This window comes from Amycolatopsis thailandensis (assembly GCF_042723255.1).
GTDB classification, from domain to species: domain Bacteria; phylum Actinomycetota; class Actinomycetes; order Mycobacteriales; family Pseudonocardiaceae; genus Amycolatopsis; species Amycolatopsis thailandensis.
Window position 1 is genome coordinate 1 of sequence record NZ_JBHXJK010000109.1, and the last position, 22,244, is coordinate 22,244.

Below are 22,244 nucleotides of genomic sequence, written 5' to 3' on the forward strand. Positions count from 1 at the left end.
CTTCGTGCCCTGGATGTCATGTAAGGGGCTTTCAGGACAGATTTCGTCCTGAAAGCCCCTTTCATGACACTCGGGAACGGAGCGGGTCAGACCGCCTGAACCTCGACCCCGGCGGCTTCGAAAGCCCGAAGCACCTTCGGATCGGCGTTGGAATCCGTGACGAGGGCGTGTACCTGCGGCGTCGCGCAGATCCGCGCGAACGCGCGACGGCCCAGCTTCGAACCGTCGGCGACAGCGACGACGCGTTCCGCGCGTTCGACCATCAGCCGGTTGATACTCGCCTCACCCTCGTGGTGAGCGAAGGCGCCGGCCTCGGCGTCGAACGCGTCGACCCCGAGGAACAGCAGGTCGATCGTCAGTTCGCTCAGCACGCGGGTGGCCAGCGGACCGCTGAGCTCGAACGACTGCGGACGCGCGACCCCGCCGGTGACCACGATCTTCACATGCGGCCGCACCGCGAGTTCGTGCGCGATGTTCAGCGCGTTGGTGACCACCGTCAGCCCCGGCGAATCACCCCGGCCCGCCAGATCCGACCGGGTGGCCAGGGACCGTGCGACCCCGGCCGTCGTCGTCCCGCCGTTGAGGCCGACGACCATGCCCTGCGCCACGAGCGACGCCGCGGCGACGCTGATCCGCTGCTTTTCGGGCACATGCCGCGCGGTCTTGTACCGCAACGGCAGGTCGTAGGCGAGGTCGTTGGCCACCGCGCCACCCCTGGTGCGGGTGAGCAACTGTTGCTCCGCCAGGTGATCGAGGTCGCGCCGGATCGTCGCCGCGGAGACGTTCAACTCCTCGGCCACGTCCTCGACGTCGATCTTCTCCCGCTGCCCCAGCAGGTCCAGCAGGGTGCTCAGCCGTTCGTGCCGGGCCATCGGCGCCACTCCTAGCTCGCTGCGGCCTATCGCGCATGGCGTTGCGCTGTTGGCCACTGTTTCGAGCAGTATGCTGCATCGCGGTTGTCCGCCGCGTGCGGCACGCCGGTCGAGTGGCCCGGCCGGTCACTTCATCCGGAAGTCGTGCTGTTCGGGCAGCGGTTCGTCCGAAACCGCCGCCCAGGTGTCGGACAAAGACGTTTCCCCTTCCCTGAGGTTCGCGACCTCGAAACCGGTGTCGTAGACGGCCTTGGCCCCGGCGACGTCCCCGAGGGCGAGCCGGGTGCGAGCGGTCAGCAAGGCGGCCCGCCCTTCCACCGGAAGCCCGGCCAGCAGTCGGTCAGCCTCGTCCGGTAGCCCGGCGGCGAGTTGCGCCGCGATCGCCTCGACCACCAAAGGCCTCAGCGACGGCGCGAGAGCGACCGCCCGCCGGTACAGCCAGGCCGCTTCGTGCCCGGCCGTGGCGACCGCGAGATTCCGCAGCGCCCAAGGGTTCTCGTCCGCCGAGACGGACTCGCGCCAGGCGCGGACCGCGTCCGACTGCCGTCCGGCCGCCCAGTGCGCGACGCCGCGGTGATACCAGGTCAGCCAGTTCTTCGGGGCGTACTCCATGAGATCCGCCCAGTACCGGTTCACCAGCGTCGGCGGCGGCACGGCGAGCGGATCGCCGTCCGGCGGGGTCCCGTCGAGCAACGCGAGCCACGGCTCCTGGTCCGGCCCCAGCGAATCGTCCGGGAACGGCGTGCCGGGCAGGCACATCGGCGCCCGGCGGTTCTCCAGCGCTCCCCAGCCGGAACCGGTGGCCAGGAAGGATTCCGGGGTGACGTCGGCGATCTTCCGCCAGGCCTCGTGATACTCGTCCAAGGTCTCGGCCGACGGCAGACCGGCGGCGACGGCTTCGCGTGCCGCCGTCCAGTCGTCCCCGTGCGCCGCGGCGGGATCCGCGGTGACCGGACCGTAGGCCTCCAGCCAGTCCCAGCTCTCCCCCGGCGGCAACCGCAGGTGTTCCAGCTGGGTGCGGGCCAGCCCGGCCTGGATCTCCAGGTAGCCACCGGCACCGGGCGCCAGCCACTCCTGCCAGCGGCGCCCACCGGCGGATTCACCCCACAGGAACAGCTTCCGGCCGCGCAATCGTTCGGTGGACAGCTGGGCCAGCCCGGTTCCGTCCGGTTCGACGGCCGCGACCCACGGCCTTCCGGCCACCTCGAAGAAGTAGTCGGCCGCGGCCTCGGCTCGGGCCGGGTACGTCAGCTCGCCGGGGACGTCGACCAGGTCGAGGCGTCCCGAGTAGCCGTAGTGCCACGCCTGTGTCGCGGGTGCCAGCACGCGGGTGCCCTCGTTCTGCGGTACCGCGATGTTCGACCACCAGTACACCGGGACGTCGTAGGGATGCGGATTCCGCACCCGCACGGCCACCAGCAGGTGTTCCGAGTCCTCGGGCAGCCAGAAGTCGATCTGGTACGGCAGATCGCGGGTGCGTTCCCACTCCCACAGCCGCAGCACCGGCGTGCCGTCCGGGCCCTCGATCTCCGCGGCGAACATCGGCTCGCAGGTCAGCGTCGTATGCCCGGTGCTCCCGAGATTCCACTCGACACCGCCCGCGAACCACGCGTCCCGCAAGGCGAGGTTCGCGGGCTGGAACACCGGGTTCCGGTAGAGCAACTCGCGGCCGGACGGCTTGTGGACCAGCGAATACAGCCGCCCACCGAGCGACGGCAGCACGGTGGCGCGGATCTTGTCGTTCTCCAGCACCACCGCCGGGAGCTCACGTTCGGCGCGCTCGCGGGTGTAGCCGTCCTGAAGCAGGCACGGCAGCGTGGTGTCCAGGCGACCGTACCCGATGTTCTCCGCGAGGTCCGGCGGCAGCTCGTCCACATTGGACACCTTCGCCACCGCTTCGGGTTTCCGAAGCGGCGGCAGCGGGTTTTCCGGCCCCAGCTCGGCGGCCGGGAGCACCAGCCCGGTGCGGTACAGGCGGGTCATGCGTCCGGGAGCCGATCGCCGGTCGCGGCGTCGAACAGGTGCACCGAGCCCGGTTGCGGGGTCAGGGAGATCGGCTCGCCGCGCTGCCACGGGGCCATCCCCGGGGTGCGGACGGTCAGCACGCGGTCGCCGTCCCGGCAGTAAAGGTACTGGTCGCTGCCCAGTTCCTCGACGACCTCGACGACGGCTTCGAAACCGCCGTCGCCGATCGTCCAGCCTTCGGGCCGGACACCGACGACGATGCCGGGGCCGGTCAGCGCCGAACGCTGCGCCGGGGTCAGCGGGAGCCGTGTGCCACCGGCGACGGCGCCGTCACTGTCCACAGTGGTCTCCAGCAGGTTCATCGCGGGCGAGCCGATGAATCCGGCGACGAACACGTTGACCGGTTTGGCGAACAGCCCGACGGGGGTGTCGCACTGTTGCAGGATCCCGTCCTTCAGCACGGCGACCCTGTCCCCCATGGTCATCGCCTCGACCTGGTCGTGCGTGACGTAGAGGGTGGTGATGCCCAGCCGCCGTTGCAGGGAAGCGATCTGGGTCCGCGTCTGCACCCGGAGCTTCGCGTCCAGGTTGGACAGTGGTTCGTCCATCAGGAACACGCTGGGCTCGCGCACGATCGCGCGCCCCATCGCGACGCGCTGCCGCTGACCGCCGGACAGCTTCGCGGGCTTGCGGTCCAGGTACTCGGTCAGGTCGAGCACGGCCGCGGCCTCCGCGACCTTGCGTTCACGTTCGGCCTTGGGCATCTTGGCCAGCTTCAGGTGGAAGCCGATGTTCTCCCCGACCGTCATGTGCGGGTAGAGCGCGTAGTTCTGGAACACCATCGCGATGTCCCGGTCCTTCGGCGGGAGTTCGGTGACGTCGCGGTCGCCGATGTGGATGGAGCCGTCGTCGACGCCTTCCAGCCCGGCCAGCATCCGCAGCGTGGTCGACTTCCCGCAGCCGGACGGGCCGACCAGCACCAGGAATTCGCCGTCGGCGACTTCGAGGTCGAGGCCGTCGACGGCCGGGCGTTCCACCCCGGCGTAGAACCGGGTGGTGTCGGAGAAGGTCACGGTGGCCATCAGGTCCTACTTTCCGGCGCCGAGGGTCAGGCCGGTGATGATCCGGCGGGCGAGCACGAGGTAGAGCACCAGCATCGGGAGCACGACGATCGCCACACCGGCGATCAGCCCGCCGTACTCAGACTGGTAGCTCGCGGCCCCGTAGAAGGTGAAGAGCGCGCGGGAGAGCGTGAAATGCGCCTGGTCCTTGAGGAACACGATCGCCAGCAGTGTCTCGTTCCACAGGCCGATGGCGTTCAGCGTCAGCGCGGTGATCATGCCGCCGCGGGTCAGCGGCAGCATGACCGAGAAGAACGTGCGCATCGGCGACGCGCCGTCGAGCGCGGCCGCCTCCTCCAGTTCGTCCGGCAGCGACCGGAAGAACCCGGTCATCAGGAACACCGTGAACGGGATGGACAGGGCCACGTACAGCACGAACAGGCCGTACTCGTTGTCCAGGTGGATCTTGCTGAGCACCACGAACAGCGGGATGATCACGGTCTGGAACGGCACGCCCATGCCGATCGCGACGACGTTCGTCATCGGCCCGGCGCCGCGGACACCGAGGCGGGTGAGGGCGTACGCGCAGGGCGCCGACACGGCGACCGTCACGACAGTCGCCAGCCCGACCAGGACCACCGTGGTGAGCACGGCGTCGCCGAAACCGGCGTTGTTCCAGGCGTAGATGAAGTTCCGGAACGGCTTGCCGACCTTGAACCACTGGTACGGCAGGTCGAACGGCTTGGTGAAGATCTCCACCGGCGTCTTGAACGACGCCGTCAGCAGCCAGTACAGCACCAGGATGTTGCCCGCGGTGAACAGCCACACGATCGCGGAACCCACGACGCGCAACGGGCTGAACCGTTTCGAACCGGGCGCCGGCCGCGGTTTGCGCGGCGGCTTGCGCACCGGTTTCGCCGGTCGCCGCGCGGGCGCCTCGACGTCGGTGACGGACATTTCGTCTCCCATAGACAACTCAGAACTGGATCGCGTCACGGCGCATCAAACGACGGAGCAGGACCACGAGCACGGACACCAGCGCGATCATCGCCACCGCGCAGGCGCAGGCGGCACCGAAGTCCGGAGTGCCGTTCGAGCCGAAGGTCCGGTCGAACACGTAGATCCCCAGCGTCCACGCCTCGTTGGGCGGGGCGTAGGTGCCCGGACCGGCCAGCACGAACACGAGCTCGAAGATCTTGAGCGCGTTGATCGTCCACAGCACCCCCGCGACACCGACGACGTCCCAGGTCATCGGCAGCGTGATGTTCTTGAACTTCTGCCACGGCGAAGCGCCGCCCAGTTCCGCGTCCTCGTAGAGGTACGGCGGGATGCGGTCGACCGCGGCCATCAGGATGGTGATGTAGAAGCCCGAACTGGCCCAGATCAGCGAAGCCGTCACCACACCGGTCACATTGGACGGTGCGAGGAACTTCGCCGCGTCCGCGCCGAGGCCTTCCAGCACGTAGTTCGCCAGCCCCTGTTTCCCCGGCTGGTACTTGAACACGAAGCCGAGGAACATGCCGAGCGCCACCGGCGCCACGATGTTCGGGAAGAACAGGATGGCGCGGACGATCTTGCCGCCCTTCATGTCCCTCAGCACCATGGTGAACAGGAACGCGAGCGCGAACGTGCCGATCCCGCCGAGGAACACGTAGATCAGCGTGTTGCGGAAGGCGTACTGGAACGAGTCGCTCGAAACCATCTGCGTGTAGTTGGTGACGCCGTTGGGTTCCGGCGTGTCCCCCGCCCCGGCCCAGCTGGTGAAGCTCAGCACGACGGTCGCGATCGTCGGCAGGACCAGGAAGGCCAGGTACAGCACCAGCGCCGGCGCGGCGAACGGCCAGAACAGCCGTTTCTTGCGACTCAGGTGCGCCCCGGCCTTCACGGCCCGCGCCGACGGTTTCGCCGGAGTCGTGACTGTCGCCATCAGCCCTGGTTCTTCCAGAACTCGGCGCCCTTGGTGGCGAGCTGGTCCACGAACTGCTGCGGGGTGATCTGGCCCTTCAGCAGCGCGATGTCGGCGGGGTCGAAGACGTCGGTCTGCCACTTGCCGCCGGCGATGCCGTCGATCCCGTCGTACTGCAGGACGTGTTCCTTCTTCGGGTCGTCCAGCGCGGCCTTGACCTGCTTGAGGTCGTCCGGCACCGAGAGGTCGGCGCGCGGGACGAGGTTGTCGGCCACCGCGGGGATCCCGGAAAGCAGGTCCTTGTTGAGGAAGTAGGCGATGAACGCCTTGGCCGCCTCGGCGTGCTTGGCCTTCTTGGTCACCGAGAAGCCGATCGACATCTGCTCGACGGTGTCGTGCGTGGCGCCCTCGGGCATCGGGAACTGGAAGGAGCCGTAGTTGATCTTTGTTCCGGCGCCCTGCTTGTCCAGGTACTCGCGGGTCTCGCTCGGCGCCCAGCTGCCGACGTAGAGGAACCGGGAGTCGCCGTCGGCCCAGCGCTGCTGCACCTGAGGGAACTTCGCCGCGTCCCAGCCGTCGATGAAGTACTTGGGCAGCTTCGCGGTTTCGGTGGCGGCCTTGAGGAAACCGGGCTCGGTCTTCCACGCCTGGCCGGTCTTGTCGGTCGCCGCCTTGTAGATCCCGCCCGCACCGACGTAGCGCTCGGCGAGCTGGGTGTAGAAGTACATGTTGTAGAACGGGATGTCGCCGTCGAGGCTGATCGCGGCCTTGCCGTCGGTCTTGGCCTTGTCGAACAGGCCGATCAGCTCGTCCATCGTCTTCGGCTGCTGGATGTCGCCCGCGGTGTCCTTGTTGAACCACCAGGCGCTCGACTGGATCGTGTACGGGACCATGAAGTTGTGTCCCTCGCGGTCCTTGTTCTGCGGGAAGTCGTACGAGCTGGGCGAAAGCACGTCCTTGACGGTCTTGTCACCCTCGCCGACCTTCATCGCGAACACGTCGTCGACGCTCTGCGTGCCGCCGGGCGTCATGATCGCGGCGCCGACCTTGCTGACGTCCTGGTCGAACAGGTCCGGCACCGCGTCGGTGTTCAGCGCGGGCACCAGGTTCTGGGTGTAGGCCTTGCGGCCCAGCCACTGCACGTCGACCTTGACGCCGGTCTTCTCCTGGAAGCACTTGAAGGCCTTCTGCAGGACCTTGCCCTGCGGCTCGTCGGCCGTCCACATGGACCAGTACGTGAACTCCTTGTCCGTAGCGGGTTTCACCCCCGCTTCGGGGCAGGGCGCGTTGAGGAACTGGTCGACGCCCGGGAGCGCGTTCTCGCCGGTGCCTCCGGCCGTGTCCCCGCCGCCGCATCCCGCGAGCAGGAGCGCCGCGCCTGCTGTCAATGCCGTGAGCCTGCCTACCCGCATCCGCCACCACCTGGATCGAAGATCACACAAGTTCTGCTTGTTCTTGCGCAGTTTTGTGAGGTTTCACGCACATGTCAACACTCAATCGCGCAAAGTCTGCTCAATCGTCACCTTGACCGGTTCACTCTGATCAAGCTTGAGCACTTCCAGCAGCCGCCGCACCTCGACGGCGACAGCGGCACGTCCGGCGCCGAGGTACTTGCGCGGGTCCACCCGCTCCGGATGCGCACGCCAATCGTCCGCGACGGCCGCGGTGAACACCTTGTTGAGCTGGGTGGCGATATTGATCTTCGTCATCCCCGCTCGCACCGCTTCGGCCAGCCCCTCGTCGGGGACTCCCGACGAGCCGTGCAGCACCAGCGGTACCGGCACCCGGTCCCGGAGCCGTGCGATCAGCTCGAAGTCCAAGGCGGCGTCGCGCGTGAGCATGGCGTGCGAACTGCCCACCGCCACCGCCAGCGCGTCGACACCGGTGGCCGCGACGAATTCCGCCGCCTCGTCCGGATCGGTGCGCGCGCCGGGCGCGTGGACGCCGTCCTTGCCCCCGACCTCGCCGAGTTCGGCCTCGACCCACACTCCGTGATCATGGCAGTACGCGGCGACTTCCCGCGTCGCGCGGACGTTGTCGGTGTAGTCCAGTTTGGACGCGTCGAACATGACCGACCCGAAGCCGAGCGTGACGGCCTCGCGGACGAGGTCGGCCGATTCGGCGTGGTCGAGGTGCACCGCGACCGGTATCGCGGCCTCCCTGGCCGCGGCGAGCGCCGCCGTGCCGACCGGCGCCAGCGAGCCGTGGTATTTCACCGCGTTCTGGCTCAGCTGCACGATGACCGGCGCTTCCGCCGCGGCGGCGCCGTCGATGATCGCGGTGATGTGTTCGAGCTGGATCGCGTTGAACGCGCCGCAGCCGTGCCGGGCCGCCGCGGCGGCTCCGACGATCTCCCCGGTTCCCACCAGAGGCATGACTGTTTCTCCTAGGTCGTGTCCTGCTCCGGCCGGGCGCTCACGGCGACCAGCCCCTGTTCCGCTTGGTAGTGCGCGAGGTCGACGTCGCCGGCTAGCGGGCCGAGCACGGCCGCCCCGGACAGGGCGACGGCCCGGCGCAGGATGTCCGGCCAGGCTTCGGCGCGGCTCAGTCCCAGCGCGAGCGCCGCGACGACGGCGTCGCCCGCGCCGGTGGTGTTGCCGGTGAGCACGGTGGACGGTGCCGCGTGCCAGGTGCCGGATCCGGTCACCGCCAGCAGTCCCTCGGGGCCGAGCGAGACGACGACCGCCCCCGCCCCGGCCGCGCGGAGTTCCGTCGCGGCGGCCACGGGGTCCCGCAGGCCGGTGACCTCGCGCAGTTCGTCGGCGTTCGGCTTGACGACGGACGGCTTCGCGGAGAGGGCGGCGAGCAGCGCTTCGCCGGAGGTGTCCAAGATGGACGGTGTGCTGCCGAGCAGGCCGGCGTATCCCCCGGCGCCCGGCGGGAGGCTGCCCGAGCAGACGAGCACGTCCGTTTTCCGGGCTCGGACGGCCGTCGCAAGCGTTTGCCATTCGCTTTCGGTGAGCCGGGGCCCGGGCTCGTTCAGCAACGTCACCGATCCGTCGTCCGCCAGGACCGTGGTGGTGCGCCGGGTTTCCCCGCCGATCGGGACGACGTCGGCCGGGATGCCCGCCGCCGCGAGGTCGCTCTCGACGGTGGCTCCCGTCGCCCCGCCCGCCGTGACGATCGCGCGGACGTCGGCGCCGAGCGCGCGCAGTACGCGGGCGACGTTGACACCCTTGCCGCCCGCCCGGTGCCGCACGTCCCTCGCCCGGTGCACCCCGCCGGGCCGGAGATCGTCCACTGTGTACGTGACGTCCAGCGCGGTGTTCGGCGTGACAGTGACGATCACGACGGCCTCAGGTCAGGACGACGGAACGCGTGAGGCTGCGGGGGTTGTCCGGGTCGAGCCCCTTGCGGGCGGCGATAGCCCCGGCGACGCGCTGCGCGCGGACCAGGTCGGCGAGCGGGTCCAGGCCGCTCTCGACGAACAAGCCGCCCGCGCGGGCGACGTCGTCGGACAGGCCTTCCGGAGCCTGCCCGAACATCCAGGTGACGCGGCCGGGTTCGCTGATGCTGATCGGGCCGTGCCGGTAGTCCCACGCCGGGTACGACTCCGTCCACAGTAGACACGCCTCGCGGAACTTGAGCGCCGCTTCGTTCGCGATGCCGACGGACCAGCCGGTGCCGAGGAAGCTGAACTGCTCCGCGCCGATCAGTTCGTCGGGCAGCGGTTCGGCGAGTACGCGTTCGGCCTGGTCGGCGACCGCGGTCAGGTCCTCGCCGAGGTGCGCGCGCAGCATCGCCAGCGCCGTCGTGGCGAAGCGGGTCTGCACGACCGAGCGTTCGTCCACGACGGACAGGTCGACGATCGTGTCCGCGGCGCTCTCGATCTCGCGCGGCACGCCGGTGATCGCGATGGTCGGCGTCTTGCCCCGCAGCTTCGCCAGGAGGGCGTGGACCTCGGTCGTCGTGCCCGACCGGGTCAGCGCCACGACGTGGTCGTAGCCGCGGCCCTCCGGGAATTCCGACGCGGCGAAGGCGTCGGTCTCGCCGAGCCCCGCGGACTCGCGGAGGACGGCGTACGCCTGGCCGATGAACCACGACGTGCCGCAGCCGACGATCGCGACCCGCGCGCCCGCCGGCGGCAGCAGCTCACTGTTCGCCGAGGCCAGCGCCGCCGCGTCCCGCCAGCATCCGGGCTGGCTCGCGATCTCCGCCGCCATGAAGGTCCCGCTCATGAACTCCCCATCCGTGCCAGTTGTGCGCAATAGCTGTCACGTTAGGTGCAGTTTTGTGCAACGTCAATGCTCTGTTAGCGCACTTTCACGCAATTGACTCGCGCAGATGTGCAGGATGTGCTGGTCACCTACCGTGGACGGATGCGGATCGTCTCGCTCCTCCCTGCCGCGACGCTGCTGCTCATCCCCTGCGGCTTCCCGCCCGAACGGACGGAGGCGGAGCTCCCCCCGCTGACCGGCCTGCCCGGCTGGGACGACATGCCGGCCGTGCGCGTCCTGGACGGCCCTGCCTACTTCAACCGGCCGGGCCCCCGCGTCGTCGATGGCGCCGAGATCCTCGCCGATGTTCTTCATCGGTGACCGGCGTCACTTCGAAAGCTGTCACAACCTCTCCGTCCCGATCGTCATGTGTGCAGAAACCGACGGAGAGGGAAGATCATGGAAGCGCGTTTCAACCTGTTCGAGAACGAGGTCGCCGTCAAGTTCGTCAAGCGCCTCGGCGCCGCGAGCCGCCCGATCGAGGAGTCTTCGCTGCCGCACGCGACCCAGGAACTGGTGAAGCTGCGCGCCAGCCAGATCAACGGCTGCGGCTTCTGCACCGACATGCACAGCAAGGACGCCGCGCACGCCGGCGAGACCTCGGTGCGGCTCAACCTCGTCGCCGCCTGGCGGGAGGCGAACGTGTTCACCGAGGCGGAGCGCGCCGCGCTGGCGCTCACCGAGGAGGGCACCCGCATCTCCGACGCTCACGGCGGTGTCAGCGAGGAGACCTGGGCGCAGGTGCGCAAGCACTACGACGACGAGCAGATCGGCGCCCTGATCGCGCTGGTCGCCACGATCAACGCCTACAACCGGCTCAACGTCATCGCGCAGACCCCGGCAGGCGACTACCAGCCCGGCATGTTCGGCTGAGCCCCGCGTTCACGGACAAGAGGATTGCCTTGCCGGACAACAATTCTGGAAGGCCCCGGTGCTAAACCTTCGGAAACAGCGACCCATCCGGAGGTTCAGCCCGTGGAACTCGACGTCCGCTTCTTCCCCGTGACCGGCACCCATCAGCTCAGCACCGACCTCGTCGGGCTGCGCGCGAACTTCCACTACGGCTCGGGGAATGTGCTGGAGCAGCACTACGCGGACAGGACGACGATGATCTGGACAGGCGTGTCCGGCGATTTCACCGGCGTCCGGCAGAAGGAGAAGACCCTGCGCGTGTTCGCGGTCGGTCCCGCTCAGTACTTCGTGACCTGGTACGAGACCGGGACCGTCGCGACCGCCGCGCACGGCGAGGTCTTCGACGGCGGCTATCCCATCGCGGTGATGGCGGACTTCGAACGCCTAGTCGCCACCGCGGCCTATACGAATCCGCGCGAGGACGGTGGGCAGTACTTCCTGGTCGACCAGGCGACCATCGAGATCCTGGACAAGCCGCATGGCTGGCCTTCCTTCCCCGCGCCTCGGGCTTGAGGCGGGCTTTCGTCCGGCTGCGCGTGCGTGGTGGCCTGCGTTGGAGAACGCAAATAGCCGGCGAAACGCGATCGGCTTGGTCACCTGCCGCGTGTGGCCTGAATGGCGGATGTCGTTCTATCGGGGGCAAGTCAAGCGTGTCGTGCCCGGCTGGGTGAGCGGCTTTCCCTGTTGGCGGGTTGGTGAGTGGTGTCCCGAGCGCCACGCATGGGACGCTCACCGTCTCGAACGTGGCGCTCGGGACGTACTGGCCTCATGCCCGGTTCAGTACAGGTGAGGCAGGCGGTGCCGAAGCTCACTGGTTCGCCTCGCTCTCAATAGAACGTCACTTGTCACCCGCAGCCCTTAGGCGCTGTCCTGTAAGTCCGTTCGATGGGCTTCGTGATCCAGGTGGTCTCTGACGGTGCAGACGATTCAGCCTCGTACCGGGTTGCACTCGACTGGATCGCCCGTGCCGTCAGAGACCGCCTGGGCGCGAAGACCGCGGACGGACTTACAGGACAGCGCCTAACCGGCTCGGCTCCGAAGGTTCACTCGGTTCGGCCTATGTCCGCAGGTGCATCGTGTTGCGCCTCGGTTCCCCGGTGGGGTCGAGGTAGGCGGGGGCGGTGAACTCCGGCAAACCGTCTTGGGCGATCCGGACCTTCCATTCGCTGTGGTGGATCAGCCGGTGGTGTCTCGTGCAGAGGAGCACGAGGTTGTCGATCTTCGTTTCGCCGTGGTGCCGCCAGAAAACGATGTGGTGAGCGGTACAGCGGGGCACCGGCATATCGCAGCCGGGGAAGGCGCAGCCGCCGTCGCGGATGGTGAGCGCGTACTTCTGCGCCAACGACACCGTCCGTTTGGATCGGCCGATGTCCAGGGGTTCGCCCTCGGTGCCGAGAACACCCGGCCGCACGCGAGCATCGCAGGCGAGGATGCGAGCGTCGGTGGCACTGATGGGACCGACCAGGTCCAGGTGAGCTTCGCCGATATCCCGGATCAGGTCCTCGTAAGACATGGTCACCAGGATGTGGGTGGCTTCTCCCGCTTGGCCGGGAAGGTTGCGGCTGCTGGTCTTCAACCGCACATAGTCGGTGAAGGCATCGCCGTACCGTTCGTCTTGGGTGCGGGAGTCCCGCACCCCATCGATGGCCTTGTGGGGCTTGGCCATCGGGTCGAGGTCGGACTTGAGCCGGGCGTAGGTTTCCAGGTCCAGGGTGCCTTTCAGACCGAGCGTGCCGTCGCGGTGCTTGACGAACCGCAACTCCGGCCGCACATCCTTGGGATCTTCGTCGCGGGGCTCTTTCCCATCGGGATCGAGCTTGTCCAGCAACCGGCGACCGGCCTTGGCGATCTGACGAGGCCCGGCATGGCGGGCGAGGTCGACCAGGATCTTCTCCCCGCCCCGCACCCTCTCCTCCGAAACCGTGGAGGGGATCCTCGCCAGGGTGCGGATGATCGCGTCGATCTGCGAGCCGCCGATCGCTCCCTCGGCCGCCGCCTCAGCGGTCAGCGGCGCGAGCGGAGGCGTCGGGTCACCGCCGATGGACGGACCGGCATGCAACGCGAGAACCCGATCGGCGCGATCATTGGCTTCCTTCTCGGTCACATGGAAGTCCTCGAAAATCATTGCGGCCAACGTCGAATGACCACTGCATCCGCGAACCCCGCGACTGTTGATCTCCGCGAGTACCGCGTTCTGCTCCGCATCCAACTGACGCTTCAACACTTCCAGCTCTTGTTTACGGGCATGCAGCGCAGCCGTGTCGACGCGCCACCACTCGGCGGACGTCGTCTGGGATGCGTTGTCGCTGGCCACAAGGTCGATAATACTCCTAATCGAACACTTGTGCTAACACATATCAGGCTGGAAACCGAAGTGAAATTGCTCGTTTCGACGCGAATACGGGCACCAGATGACACGACTCTCACCGAAACATCGCTGTACCTGAAATCGACAAGCGTGCCGATGTGGCCACGCCGAACGCTTTCGTTGCCCGGGCGTTGTCGGACGCCGCGAAGCAACTCACGAAGTTCCAGCACCTCCCGACATCGGTCCGCAGACGCCGTCGACCAGACACTGGCGAACAAGCACCGAGCGCGCAGAGCCAAAGTCCACGCCCCCGGCCGCTCCCATACTGGCCATCCAGCCGAGAAGAGGAGCAGCATATGAGCCGAGACGACACGTCGCTCGCCAAGAACGTCCTGGGCGTGCCCGGCATCGTGTTCCTCGTGCTCGCCGCCGTCGCACCCCTGACCGGGATGATCGTGATCGCGGCCATCGGCATCGCGGTGGGCAACGGCGGCGGCATGGTCGCGGCCTTCCTGCTGGCCACCGTGGTACTACTGCTTTTCGCGGTCGGCTACGCGCAGATGTCGCGGGTGCTCACCAGCGCGGGCGGGTTCTACGCCTTCGTGGTCAAGGGGTTGGGCCGGACACCGGGGCTGGTCGCCGGTTTCGTCGCGATGCTCGGCTACAACTGTTTCGTGGCGGGGGCGATCGGCACGAGCGGATTCTTCACGTCCACCGCGATCGACGACGTTTTCGGCCTGAAACTCGACTGGCTCTTCTGGAGCGCGCTTTCGGTCGTGCTGGTGCTCCTGCTCAGCCGACGCGGTATCGCGGTCAGCGCGAAGGTCCTGGGCGCCTCGCTGATCCTCGAAGTGTCGATTCTGCTGATCATGGACTTCAGCGTGCTGTTCCGGCACGGTTTCTCGTTCGCCGCGTTCAGCCCGTCCGTCATGTTCCAGGGGGCGGGCGGTCTGGCGTTGTTGTTCGCCGCCAACGCTTTCATCGGTTTCGAGGCGACGGCGTTGTTCGGCGAGGAGGCCAAGGATCCCAAGCGGACGATCCCGCGGGCGACCTACATCGCCATCGGGTTCATCGGGGTGTTCGCCGCGTTCACGACGTGGGCCGTGGTCAGCGCGATCGGCGCGGAGCAGGCGCAGGACGTGGCCGCCGCGCACCTGTCGAGCGGGGATCTGGTGCTCTCGGTCGCCCAGGAGTACCTCGGCGGCCCGCTGACCAAGGTGATGTTGCTGCTCCTGGTGGTCAGCCTGTTCGCGGCCTTGCTGGCGCTGCACAATTCGGCCACCCGTTACCTGTACGCGCTGGGCCGGGTCGGCGTGCTGCCGCGGCTGCTGGGCAAGACCAATCCGCGCAACGGCGCGCCGCGCTACGCCTCGATCGTCCAGCTGGCCTTCGGATCGGTGGTGGCACTGGCGTTCCGGCTCGCCGGGCTCGACCCGGTCGCCGACCTCACCGCGAGCATGACCGGCTTCGGCACCCTCGGCATCCTCACCCTGCAACTGTTCGCGGCGGTGGCGATCCTGGTGTACTTCCGCCGGACCCGGGACCGCCGGGTGGTGAAGACGCTGATCGCCCCCGGACTGGGCGCGGTGGGCCTCGGGCTCATCGTGACGCTGGCCATCCTCAACTTCCCGACGCTCGCCGGGTCGAGCAACGGCGTCGTCCCGCTCCTGCCGTGGCTGCTGCTGATCGTGGCGCTGGCCGGGCTCGCGCTCGCCGGCTGGCTGCGCCGGTTCCGTCCCTCGGTGTACGCGGCACTGGAGTCCGATCTGGAACGCGAACCGTCAGACGTTGTTGGTCAGTGAGAGATTGAAGGAATAGCGCGAAGCCCGGTAGACGTGCCACCCGTGTTCCACGACCTTGCCGGAATCGTCGTAGGTGGTGCGCCGCATGGTGAGCAGCGCCGCCCCCGGCTTCTCGTCGAGCAGTTCGGCGTCCTCTTCGGTCGCCTGCCGGGCGCCGACGTTCTGCTGGGCGGCGTGCAAGCGGACGCCCGCCGAGCGCAGTAGCTGGTAAAGCCCCCTGTCCCGCAGTTCGTCGTCGGCGGGGTCGATGAGACCGTCGGGCAGGTAGTTGTTCATGATCGCCAGCGGTTCGCCGCCGGTCGACCGCACTCGCTTGAGGCGCCGGACGTGGGTCAGGCCCGGCGTCTCGAGGTGCTCGATCGCCTCGTCGTCCGCGGGCTCGACCCGGTTGATCAGGACGACGGACTCCGGCTTGTCCCCGAGTTCGCTGAGGTCGTCGAAGAGACTGCTCAACCGCAGCGGGCGGGCGACCTTGGTGCGGACGACTTGCGTGCCGACACCGCGTTTGCGGACGAGCAGCCCCTGATTGACCAGCGACTGGATCGCCTGACGGATGGTCGGCCGCGACAGATGCAGGCGGGCCGCCAGATCCAGCTCGTTGTCCAGCCTGGCGCCGTTCGGCAGCCTGCCGTCTTCGATCGCGGCACCGATCTGGCGGGCGACCTGGGAATACAGCGGCTCCGGGCCGTTCGGATCCACCACGATCTCGCCGGGCGCCCACGATTTCATGCGCGGAGCCTACCGCGACGAGCGTCTATGACCTTATGTCCATATGTCTTGACAAAGTCTCCGGGCTCTTGCGATGGTCGAAGGACCAAGCGAGCCGGGAGGTAAGGAAGGTGTCGGACACAGTGCGCCGGATAGTCGCCGCGAGGGTGCGCGATCCCGAGGCCATCGCGGCGGCCGCCGCCACCCGGGTCCGGGCGAAATCGCCGTTCAACGACAAGGGCCGCACGATGATCATCGCCGCGGACCACCCCGCGCGCGGCGCCAACGGCGTCGGGTCCGACCCGCTCGCGATGGCGGGCCGCGGCGAACTGCTGGACCGTCTCGGCCTCGCGCTGGAGCGGCCCGGTGTCACCGGCGTGCTGGCGACACCGGACATCGTCGACGACCTGCTGCTTCTCGGCGCCCTCGAAGGCAAGACCGTCATCGGCTCGATGAACCGCACCGGGCTCTCGGGATCGAGTTTCGAGATCGACGACCGTTTCGCCTGCTACGACGCCGAAACGATCGAGCGGATGCGGTTCGACGGCGGGAAGACGCTCACCAGGATCTGCCTGACCGACCCGGCGACGCCGAGCGTCCTGGAGAACACCGCCAAGGCGGTCAACGAGCTCGCCGACCGGAAGCTGATCGCGATGGTCGAGCCGTTCGTCGCCGACTGGGTCGACGGGCGCCTGCGCAACGACCTCTCCCCCGAGGCCGTGATCCGCTCCATCACCATCGCCTCCGCGCTCGGCCGCTCGTCGGCCTACACCTGGCTGAAACTCCCGGTGGTCAAGGACATGGAGCGGGTGCTGGCCGCCTCGACGCTGCCCGCCGTCCTGCTGGGCGGCGAGGTCAAGGATCCCGACGCCGCGTTCGCCGCCTGGCAGCGCGCGCTCGCGCTGCCGACCGTGCAAGGCCTCGTGGTCGGCCGGTCCCTGCTCTACCCGCACGACGGCGACGTCGCCAAGGCCGTCGACACGGCCGTCGGACTGCTGTGAACACCTGTGGAGGACAACGCGTGAAGACCATCGACCACTGGATCAACGGCACCGCGACCACGGCGGGCTCCACCCGCACCGCCCCGGTGTACGACCCGGCAACGGGGCAGGCGCAGGCTAAGGTGGTCCTCGCCGAACCGTCCGATGTGGACACCGCGGTGGCCGCGGCGGGCAAGGCGTTCGAGTTGTGGGGCGATTCGTCGCTCTCACAGCGGACCAGGGTGATGTTCGCCTTCCGCGAGCTGCTGGTGAAACACGAGGACGAACTCGCGCGGATCATCTCCGCCGAACACGGCAAGGTGATCGACGACGCGCGCGGCGAGATCGTCCGCGGCCGCGAGATCGTCGAGTACGCCTGCGGCATCGCCGACGCGCTGAAAGGCGGCTTCTCCGACCAGGTCTCGCGGGACGTGGACGTGCACGACTTCCGGCAGCCGCTCGGGGTCGTCGCCGGGATCACGCCGTTCAACTTCCCGATCATGGTCCCGCTGTGGATGCACCCGATCGCCATCGCGACCGGCAACACGTTCGTGCTCAAGCCCAGCGAGCGGGTTCCGTCCGCGTCCCGGCTGGTCGCCGAACTGTATGCCGAAGCCGGACTTCCCGACGGCGTGTTCAACGTCGTCAACGGGGACAAGGTCGCGGTCGACGCGATCCTGGAGCATCCCGGTATCGCCGCCGTGTCGTTCGTCGGGTCCACGCCGATCGCCAAGTACGTCCACGAACGCGCGACGGCCACCGGCAAACGCGTGCAGGCGCTGGGCGGGGCCAAGAACCACGCCGTCGTCCTGCCCGACGCCGACCTCGAATACGCCGCGAACCATCTCACGGCGGCCGCGTTCGGTTCCGCCGGACAGCGCTGCATGGCGATCTCCATCGGCGTCGCCGTCGGTTCGGCGGGCGACGGGCTCATCGAGATCCTCAAGCGCAAGGCGGCCGGGATCAAGGTGGGACCCGGCCACGACGCCGGCAACGACATGGGTCCCGTCGTCACCGAGGCCGCGCGCCAGCGGGTGATCGACTCCGTCACCCTCGGCGCGGAGCAGGGCGCGACCGTGGCGGTCGACGGCCGGGAGCTGCGCGTCGCCGGGCATGAGGGCGGCTTCTTCGTCGGACCGTCCCTTTTGGACAACGTGACCACCGACATGGCCGCCTACCGCGAGGAGATCTTCGGGCCGGTGCTCGGAATCGTGCGGGTGTCCACCCTGGACGAGGCGATCGCGCTGATCAACGCGAACCCGTACGGAAACGGGACCGCCGTCTTCACCGGCAGCGGCGAGGCCGCGCGGCGGTTCCAGCGGGAGGTGAAGGTGGGGATGATCGGGGTGAACGTGCCCATCCCGGTGCCGATGTCGTACTACTCGTTCGGCGGCTGGAAGGACTCCCTCATCGGGGACAGCCCGATCCACGGCCCGGCGGGCGTCAACTTCTACACGCGGGCGAAGGTCGTCACGACGCGCTGGCCGCAGTCCGCCGCCGGTTTCAACTTCCCGACGTCCAGCTGACCCACGCGTTTCGTCCTCTGAATGCGACTTCGCGTTCAGAGGACGAAACGCGGGTCGTCAGCCCACCTCGTGCCGCTGCTGCCGTTTCCCGACCACCCGCCAGCCGACGGCCAGCACCACGACCAGCACCGGAATCGAGTAGAACGCGATCTTCTCGGCGCCGTCGGAGAAGCCCATCAGGACCACGACCAGCGCGAGGAAGCCCAGCGTCGCCCAGCCGCTGTAGGGCGCCCAGGGCATCCGGTAGGACGGCCGTTCCAGCTCACCGCGCAGCGCCGCCTGGCGCATCCGCATCTGGCAGAAGATCAGCGTCGCCCAGGTCGTGATCACGCCGAGCGAGGCGATGGCGATCGCGATGTCGAAGGCGTCCTTCGGCACCAGGTAGTTGAGCACCACGCCCAGCACGTAGGCGGCGGAGGTGAACAGGATGCCGCCGTAGGGCACGTGACGGCTGCTCATCTTGCCGACGAACTTCGGCGCCTCCCCCTTTTCGGCCAGCGCCCGCAGGATGCGGCCGGTCGAGTAGAGGCCGGAGTTGCAGCTCGACAGCGCGGCGGTGAGCACGACCGCGTTCATCACGTCGCCGATACCCGGGATCCCGAGGCGGGTGAAGACGGTGACGAACGGGCTCTCGCCGCCGTTGTAGAACGGCCACGGCAGCAGCATCGCGAGCAGCAGCACGGATCCCACGTAGAACACGCCGATCCGCCAGACCACGCCGTTGATCGCCTTCGGCAGCACCTTGCGGGCGTCCTTGGTCTCACCGGCGGCGATACCGACGACCTCGATGGCCGAGTACGCGAAGATGACCGCCTGCAACGTCATCAAGGCGATGCCGATACCCGCCGGGAAGAATCCATTGTGGGCGGTCAGGTTGTGCACACCGGCCGTGGTGCCGCCGATGTCGGCGCTGGTGAGCACCAGCCCGATCGCGGTGATCAGGAAGACCACGATGGCCAGCACCTTGACCACCGAGAACCAGAATTCCAGCTCGCCGAACAGCTTCACCGAAAGCAGGTTCACCGCCAGCAGCACCCCGAGGGCGACCAGCGCGGTGATCCACTGTGGAACGTCGGGCAGCCACTTGTGCACGTAGATCGCCACCGCGGTGATCTCCGCGATACCGGTCATCGCCCAGTTCACCCAGTACATCCAGCCGGAGACGAAACCCGCCCACGGCCCGATGAACTTGCGGGCGTAGGTGACGAAGCTGCCGGAAGTCGGCTGGTGCAGCACGAGTTCACCGAGGGCGCGCATCACGAAGTACGCGGCGATGCCGCACAGCGCGTACGACAGGACCAGCGACGGCCCGACCTGGTGGAGCTTGCCACCGGCACCGAGGAACAGCCCGACGCCGATCGCACCGCCGATGGCGATCATCTGCACTTGGCGGTTGCCCAGTGCTTTTGAGTAGCTTTCACCTTTTTCGGTGAGCAGCGAGGAATCCATGGTTGCCAGACGCTAGAGCGTGTGCGGCAGGTCACCAACAGTGCTAAGGAAGACTTAAGGTGTGCGAGACGTCACTCTAGTGGTTTTACTGGAATTTCCCTTTTCGATTTGACAAATTCACGCGCGAACCCCGATCTTCGCGCGCGCGAGGAGCCTCCTACGCTACGGCTGTGGACCTCGCAGCGTTGCTGGACCGGATCGCCGACGACGTCGCCCCGGAGATCGGCCGCGGCGCCGTCGCGGACTACATCCCCGCACTGGCCAGGGTCGAGCCCCGGCGCTTCGGCATCGCGGTGGCCGAAGTGGACGGTGGAGTGCACGGGGTCGGCGACTGGGAGGTGCCGTTCTCCATCCAGAGCATGTCGAAGGTCTTCACCCTGGCGCTCGCGCTCTCCCACGGTGACGGCCTGTGGGCGCGGGTGGGCCGTGAACCGTCCGGCAACCCGTTCAATTCACTCGTACAGCTGGAGAACGAGGACGGAATCCCTCGCAATCCCTTCATCAACGCCGGCGCGCTCGTCGTGACCGACGAATTGGCCCACCACGGCGACGCGGCGGAAAAGCTGCTGCGCTTCTTCCGTGAGGAAAGCGGCCGTCCGGACATCGGGATCGACGCCGAGGTCGCCGCGTCGGAGGCGGAGAACGCCGACCGCAACCGCGCGCTCGCCTATTTCATGGCGTCCTATCGGAACATGCGCCATCCGGTGCCCGCGGTCCTCGACCAGTACGTTCGCCAGTGCTCGATCGCGATGACCTGCGCGGACGTCGCGCGCTCGGCGGTGTTCCTCGCCCGCCACGGCGTGCGCAACGACGGCACCAGACTGCTCGGCCTGAGCGCCGCCAAGCGGATCAACGCGGTGATGCTGACCTGCGGCACCTACGACGCGGCCGGCGAATTCGCCTACCGTGTCGGGCTTCCCGGCAAGAGCGGGGTCGGTGGCGGCATCGTCGCGATCGTCCCCGGCCGGTGCGCGATCTGCGTGTGGAGCCCCGGGCTGGACGCGCGCGGGAACTCCGTCGCCGGCGTCGCGGCGCTGGACCGGTTCACCACCCTGACCGGCTGGTCGATCTTCTGATCGGTACAACCCCTCGCTGACGGGGAAATCGCCGGTGTGCAGACGTTTCTCGAGCGTCCTGCCCGGCCGGAGTAGCTCAGGTGCTGGGCCGCCCCATCTCATGGCCCGGCCGTCCCTCGGTACGACGCCGCCGCTTGATGCGCTCTTCGTGCAGATGGCGCCGTCCGCCGGTCAGGTCCCCGGTGGCCTCCCGCGTCATCCCGCGGAAGGCCGCGTAGTAGCCGTCGTCGTACTCCTCGATCAGCTGGAAGGTCCACCGCTCCGGCAGCACGTTGAGCCCGATCAGCTCGGTCCGGACGCGTTCGGCCCACTCTGCGTGCCCGGCTTTCTCCAGCGCCTCGGCGGCCTCGTCGAGCGCGAAGTCGGCGCTCCCCGTCAGATGGTGGAAGGCGTAAAGGTGTCCTCGCGCCTGCTCGACCGTTTCGAGCGCGGCGACCAGCTTTCCGACGGCGTCGACGGTCGCGTCATCGGGTTCTGAACGTGATTCCGGCATGCCGGTGGATTCCCCGGAACCGGTGGTTCCACACCACCCTCACCGGTGACTTTCGACGGCGAGTCTGGCGAACGAACGGATCACCGGATTCTCCCGCGCGGTCATCCACGCCACGACCAGCGGGCTCGGCGGCATGTCCGTCAGAGGAACCCAGGTGAGCCCGTCGGGAAGGGTGTGCCCGAGGGGCGCGATCCCGGCCGAGCCGTTCCACAGGACAGCCTGAAGACACTCGCTGACCGTACGCACCACCGGACCGGCGGGCCGCTCCCCCAGCGGCGCGGCCCCGTTCCAGTACTCGCGCCACAGCGGGTCCGTCCCCTCCGGCAACTGGAACCAGGGCCGGTCGGCGACGTCGGACAGCCGAAGCGACTCACGTCCGGCGAGCGGGTCGCCGGTGCGCAGGACCAGCCCGACCGGGTCCGTGCGCAGCACTCGGACGCTGATCCCGGTTTCGTCGAAGGGCGACCGGGTCAGCGCGACGTCGGCCAATCCGGTGCGCAGGCCGGTGGTGGGATCGGTGAAGTCCGCCTCGCGGAAGCGGATCGAGACCTCGGGATGGCGCTGCCGGAACGCCGCGGCCAGCCTTGTCCCGGCCTCTCCCGCTCCGTCGGCGAGGGTGCCGACGGTGAACGTGGCGGCCGCCGTCACGCGGGCGCGGGCGCGGTCTGCCTGGTCCAGCAGGGTGCGGGCCTCGGCGTACAGGGTGGTTCCGGCCGCGGTGGGTTCGACGCCGGCGGCCGAGCGGTGCAGCAGGACGACGCCCAGGTCGTTCTCCAGCCGCCGGATCGCCCGGCTCAGCGGCGGCTGGGTCATGTGCAGGCGCGAGGCGGCCCGGCCGAAGTGTCTCTCCTCGGCGACCGCCACGAAGTAGCGCAGCAGACGAAGCTCCATCACCAGCGATGATACCCAGCCGGTATCGAGCCATGGGGATCGGTCTTGGACGACGGGCGGAGAGCGGCGCGACAGTGG

General features: G+C 68.3%; 21 protein-coding genes. 7 read left to right on the top strand and 14 right to left on the bottom strand.

Going from position 1 to position 22,244, the window contains the following annotated elements; translation table 11 throughout:
- Positions 1-86: 86 nt before the first annotated feature.
- The 9 genes from ACFWMR_RS32115 to ACFWMR_RS32155 form a co-directional block, all read right to left on the bottom strand.
- A complete protein-coding gene (locus ACFWMR_RS32115) occupies positions 87-872 on the bottom strand; it encodes a DeoR/GlpR family DNA-binding transcription regulator (RefSeq protein ID WP_093933429.1) in 786 nt (261 codons plus the stop codon).
- Between the two features lie 126 nt (positions 873-998).
- On the bottom strand, positions 999-2,855 hold the full coding sequence (locus tag ACFWMR_RS32120; RefSeq protein ID WP_378381082.1) for a DUF5107 domain-containing protein: 1,857 nt from the start codon (positions 2,853-2,855) through the stop codon (positions 999-1,001).
- Positions 2,852-3,919 carry an ABC transporter ATP-binding protein gene (locus ACFWMR_RS32125; protein ID WP_093933427.1) on the bottom strand — a complete coding sequence of 356 codons (1,068 nt, stop codon included), beginning with the start codon at positions 3,917-3,919 and terminating at the stop codon, positions 2,852-2,854. The genes ACFWMR_RS32120 and ACFWMR_RS32125 overlap by 4 nt, the downstream gene beginning before the upstream one ends.
- A 6-nt stretch (positions 3,920-3,925) precedes the next feature.
- Positions 3,926-4,855, bottom strand: coding sequence for a carbohydrate ABC transporter permease (locus tag ACFWMR_RS32130; protein WP_093933426.1), 930 nt, complete (start codon positions 4,853-4,855; stop codon positions 3,926-3,928).
- Positions 4,856-4,874: 19 nt separating this feature from the next.
- Positions 4,875-5,825: a carbohydrate ABC transporter permease gene (locus tag ACFWMR_RS32135; RefSeq protein ID WP_378381083.1), complete on the bottom strand. Its 951-nt coding sequence runs from the start codon at positions 5,823-5,825 to the stop codon at positions 4,875-4,877.
- Entirely contained in the window at positions 5,825-7,216 is a 1,392-nt protein-coding gene (locus ACFWMR_RS32140; RefSeq protein ID WP_378381084.1) for an ABC transporter substrate-binding protein, read from the bottom strand. Before ACFWMR_RS32140 ends, ACFWMR_RS32135 begins: the two co-directional genes overlap by 1 nt.
- An 81-nt stretch (positions 7,217-7,297) precedes the next feature.
- Complete coding sequence (locus ACFWMR_RS32145; RefSeq protein WP_378381085.1) at positions 7,298-8,179, bottom strand: class II fructose-bisphosphate aldolase; 882 nt, start codon at positions 8,177-8,179, stop codon at positions 7,298-7,300.
- 11 nt (positions 8,180-8,190) lie between these two features.
- On the bottom strand, positions 8,191-9,093 hold the full coding sequence (locus ACFWMR_RS32150) for a 1-phosphofructokinase family hexose kinase (RefSeq protein WP_378381086.1): 903 nt from the start codon (positions 9,091-9,093) through the stop codon (positions 8,191-8,193).
- Between the two features lie 7 nt (positions 9,094-9,100).
- Positions 9,101-9,982 carry an SIS domain-containing protein gene (locus ACFWMR_RS32155; RefSeq protein ID WP_378381087.1) on the bottom strand — a complete coding sequence of 294 codons (882 nt, stop codon included), beginning with the start codon at positions 9,980-9,982 and terminating at the stop codon, positions 9,101-9,103.
- 93 nt (positions 9,983-10,075) lie between these two features.
- Here ACFWMR_RS32155 and ACFWMR_RS32160 point away from each other — a divergent pair, with 93 nt between their 5' ends.
- The 3 genes from ACFWMR_RS32160 to ACFWMR_RS32170 all read left to right on the top strand — a co-directional run bounded on the left by ACFWMR_RS32160 (position 10,076) and on the right by ACFWMR_RS32170 (position 11,446).
- A complete protein-coding gene (locus ACFWMR_RS32160) occupies positions 10,076-10,342 on the top strand; it encodes a hypothetical protein (RefSeq protein WP_378381088.1) in 267 nt (88 codons plus the stop codon).
- Between the two features lie 78 nt (positions 10,343-10,420).
- Positions 10,421-10,894 (top strand): carboxymuconolactone decarboxylase family protein, encoded by a 474-nt coding sequence (locus tag ACFWMR_RS32165; RefSeq protein ID WP_378381089.1) that lies wholly within the window; start codon positions 10,421-10,423, stop codon positions 10,892-10,894.
- A 102-nt stretch (positions 10,895-10,996) separates the two neighbouring features.
- Positions 10,997-11,446 carry a MoaF C-terminal domain-containing protein gene (locus ACFWMR_RS32170; protein ID WP_093933419.1) on the top strand — a complete coding sequence of 150 codons (450 nt, stop codon included), beginning with the start codon at positions 10,997-10,999 and terminating at the stop codon, positions 11,444-11,446.
- 544 nt (positions 11,447-11,990) lie between these two features.
- Here ACFWMR_RS32170 and ACFWMR_RS32175 read toward each other — a convergent pair.
- Positions 11,991-13,247 (bottom strand): HNH endonuclease signature motif containing protein, encoded by a 1,257-nt coding sequence (locus tag ACFWMR_RS32175; protein ID WP_378381090.1) that lies wholly within the window; start codon positions 13,245-13,247, stop codon positions 11,991-11,993.
- Positions 13,248-13,597: 350 nt separating this feature from the next.
- Here ACFWMR_RS32175 and ACFWMR_RS32180 point away from each other — a divergent pair, with 350 nt between their 5' ends.
- On the top strand, positions 13,598-15,043 hold the full coding sequence (locus ACFWMR_RS32180) for an APC family permease (RefSeq protein ID WP_378381091.1): 1,446 nt from the start codon (positions 13,598-13,600) through the stop codon (positions 15,041-15,043).
- Here the strand turns inward: ACFWMR_RS32180 and ACFWMR_RS32185 are convergent.
- Positions 15,023-15,772, bottom strand: a complete 750-nt coding sequence (locus tag ACFWMR_RS32185) for a GntR family transcriptional regulator (protein ID WP_378381092.1) — start codon at positions 15,770-15,772, stop codon at positions 15,023-15,025. The two genes, ACFWMR_RS32180 and ACFWMR_RS32185, sit on opposite strands and share 21 nt — an antisense overlap.
- Positions 15,773-15,882: 110 nt before the next feature.
- On the opposite strand from ACFWMR_RS32185, the gene ACFWMR_RS32190 reads away from it, so the two are divergent.
- Positions 15,883-16,752: a Cgl0159 family (beta/alpha)8-fold protein gene (locus tag ACFWMR_RS32190; protein ID WP_378273881.1), complete on the top strand. Its 870-nt coding sequence runs from the start codon at positions 15,883-15,885 to the stop codon at positions 16,750-16,752.
- Positions 16,753-16,772: 20 nt separating this feature from the next.
- The gene (locus tag ACFWMR_RS32195; protein ID WP_378381093.1) at positions 16,773-18,257 is read left to right on the top strand and encodes a CoA-acylating methylmalonate-semialdehyde dehydrogenase; all 1,485 of its coding nucleotides are present in this window, start codon (positions 16,773-16,775) and stop codon (positions 18,255-18,257) included.
- A gap of 57 nt (positions 18,258-18,314) precedes the next feature.
- Here the strand turns inward: ACFWMR_RS32195 and ACFWMR_RS32200 are convergent, their stop codons facing one another.
- A complete protein-coding gene (locus ACFWMR_RS32200; RefSeq protein ID WP_093933413.1) occupies positions 18,315-19,706 on the bottom strand; it encodes an amino acid permease in 1,392 nt (463 codons plus the stop codon).
- 170 nt (positions 19,707-19,876) lie between these two features.
- On the opposite strand from ACFWMR_RS32200, the gene ACFWMR_RS32205 reads away from it, so the two are divergent.
- Entirely contained in the window at positions 19,877-20,782 is a 906-nt protein-coding gene (locus ACFWMR_RS32205) for a glutaminase (protein ID WP_378381094.1), read from the top strand.
- 76 nt (positions 20,783-20,858) lie between these two features.
- Here the strand turns inward: ACFWMR_RS32205 and ACFWMR_RS32210 are convergent, their stop codons facing one another.
- Together ACFWMR_RS32210 and ACFWMR_RS32215 are read right to left on the bottom strand one after the other, a co-directional pair.
- The gene (locus ACFWMR_RS32210; protein WP_378381095.1) at positions 20,859-21,275 is read right to left on the bottom strand and encodes a hypothetical protein; all 417 of its coding nucleotides are present in this window, start codon (positions 21,273-21,275) and stop codon (positions 20,859-20,861) included.
- Between the two features lie 39 nt (positions 21,276-21,314).
- Complete coding sequence (locus ACFWMR_RS32215) at positions 21,315-22,166, bottom strand: LysR family transcriptional regulator (RefSeq protein ID WP_378381096.1); 852 nt, start codon at positions 22,164-22,166, stop codon at positions 21,315-21,317.
- Positions 22,167-22,244: the final 78 nt, after the last annotated feature.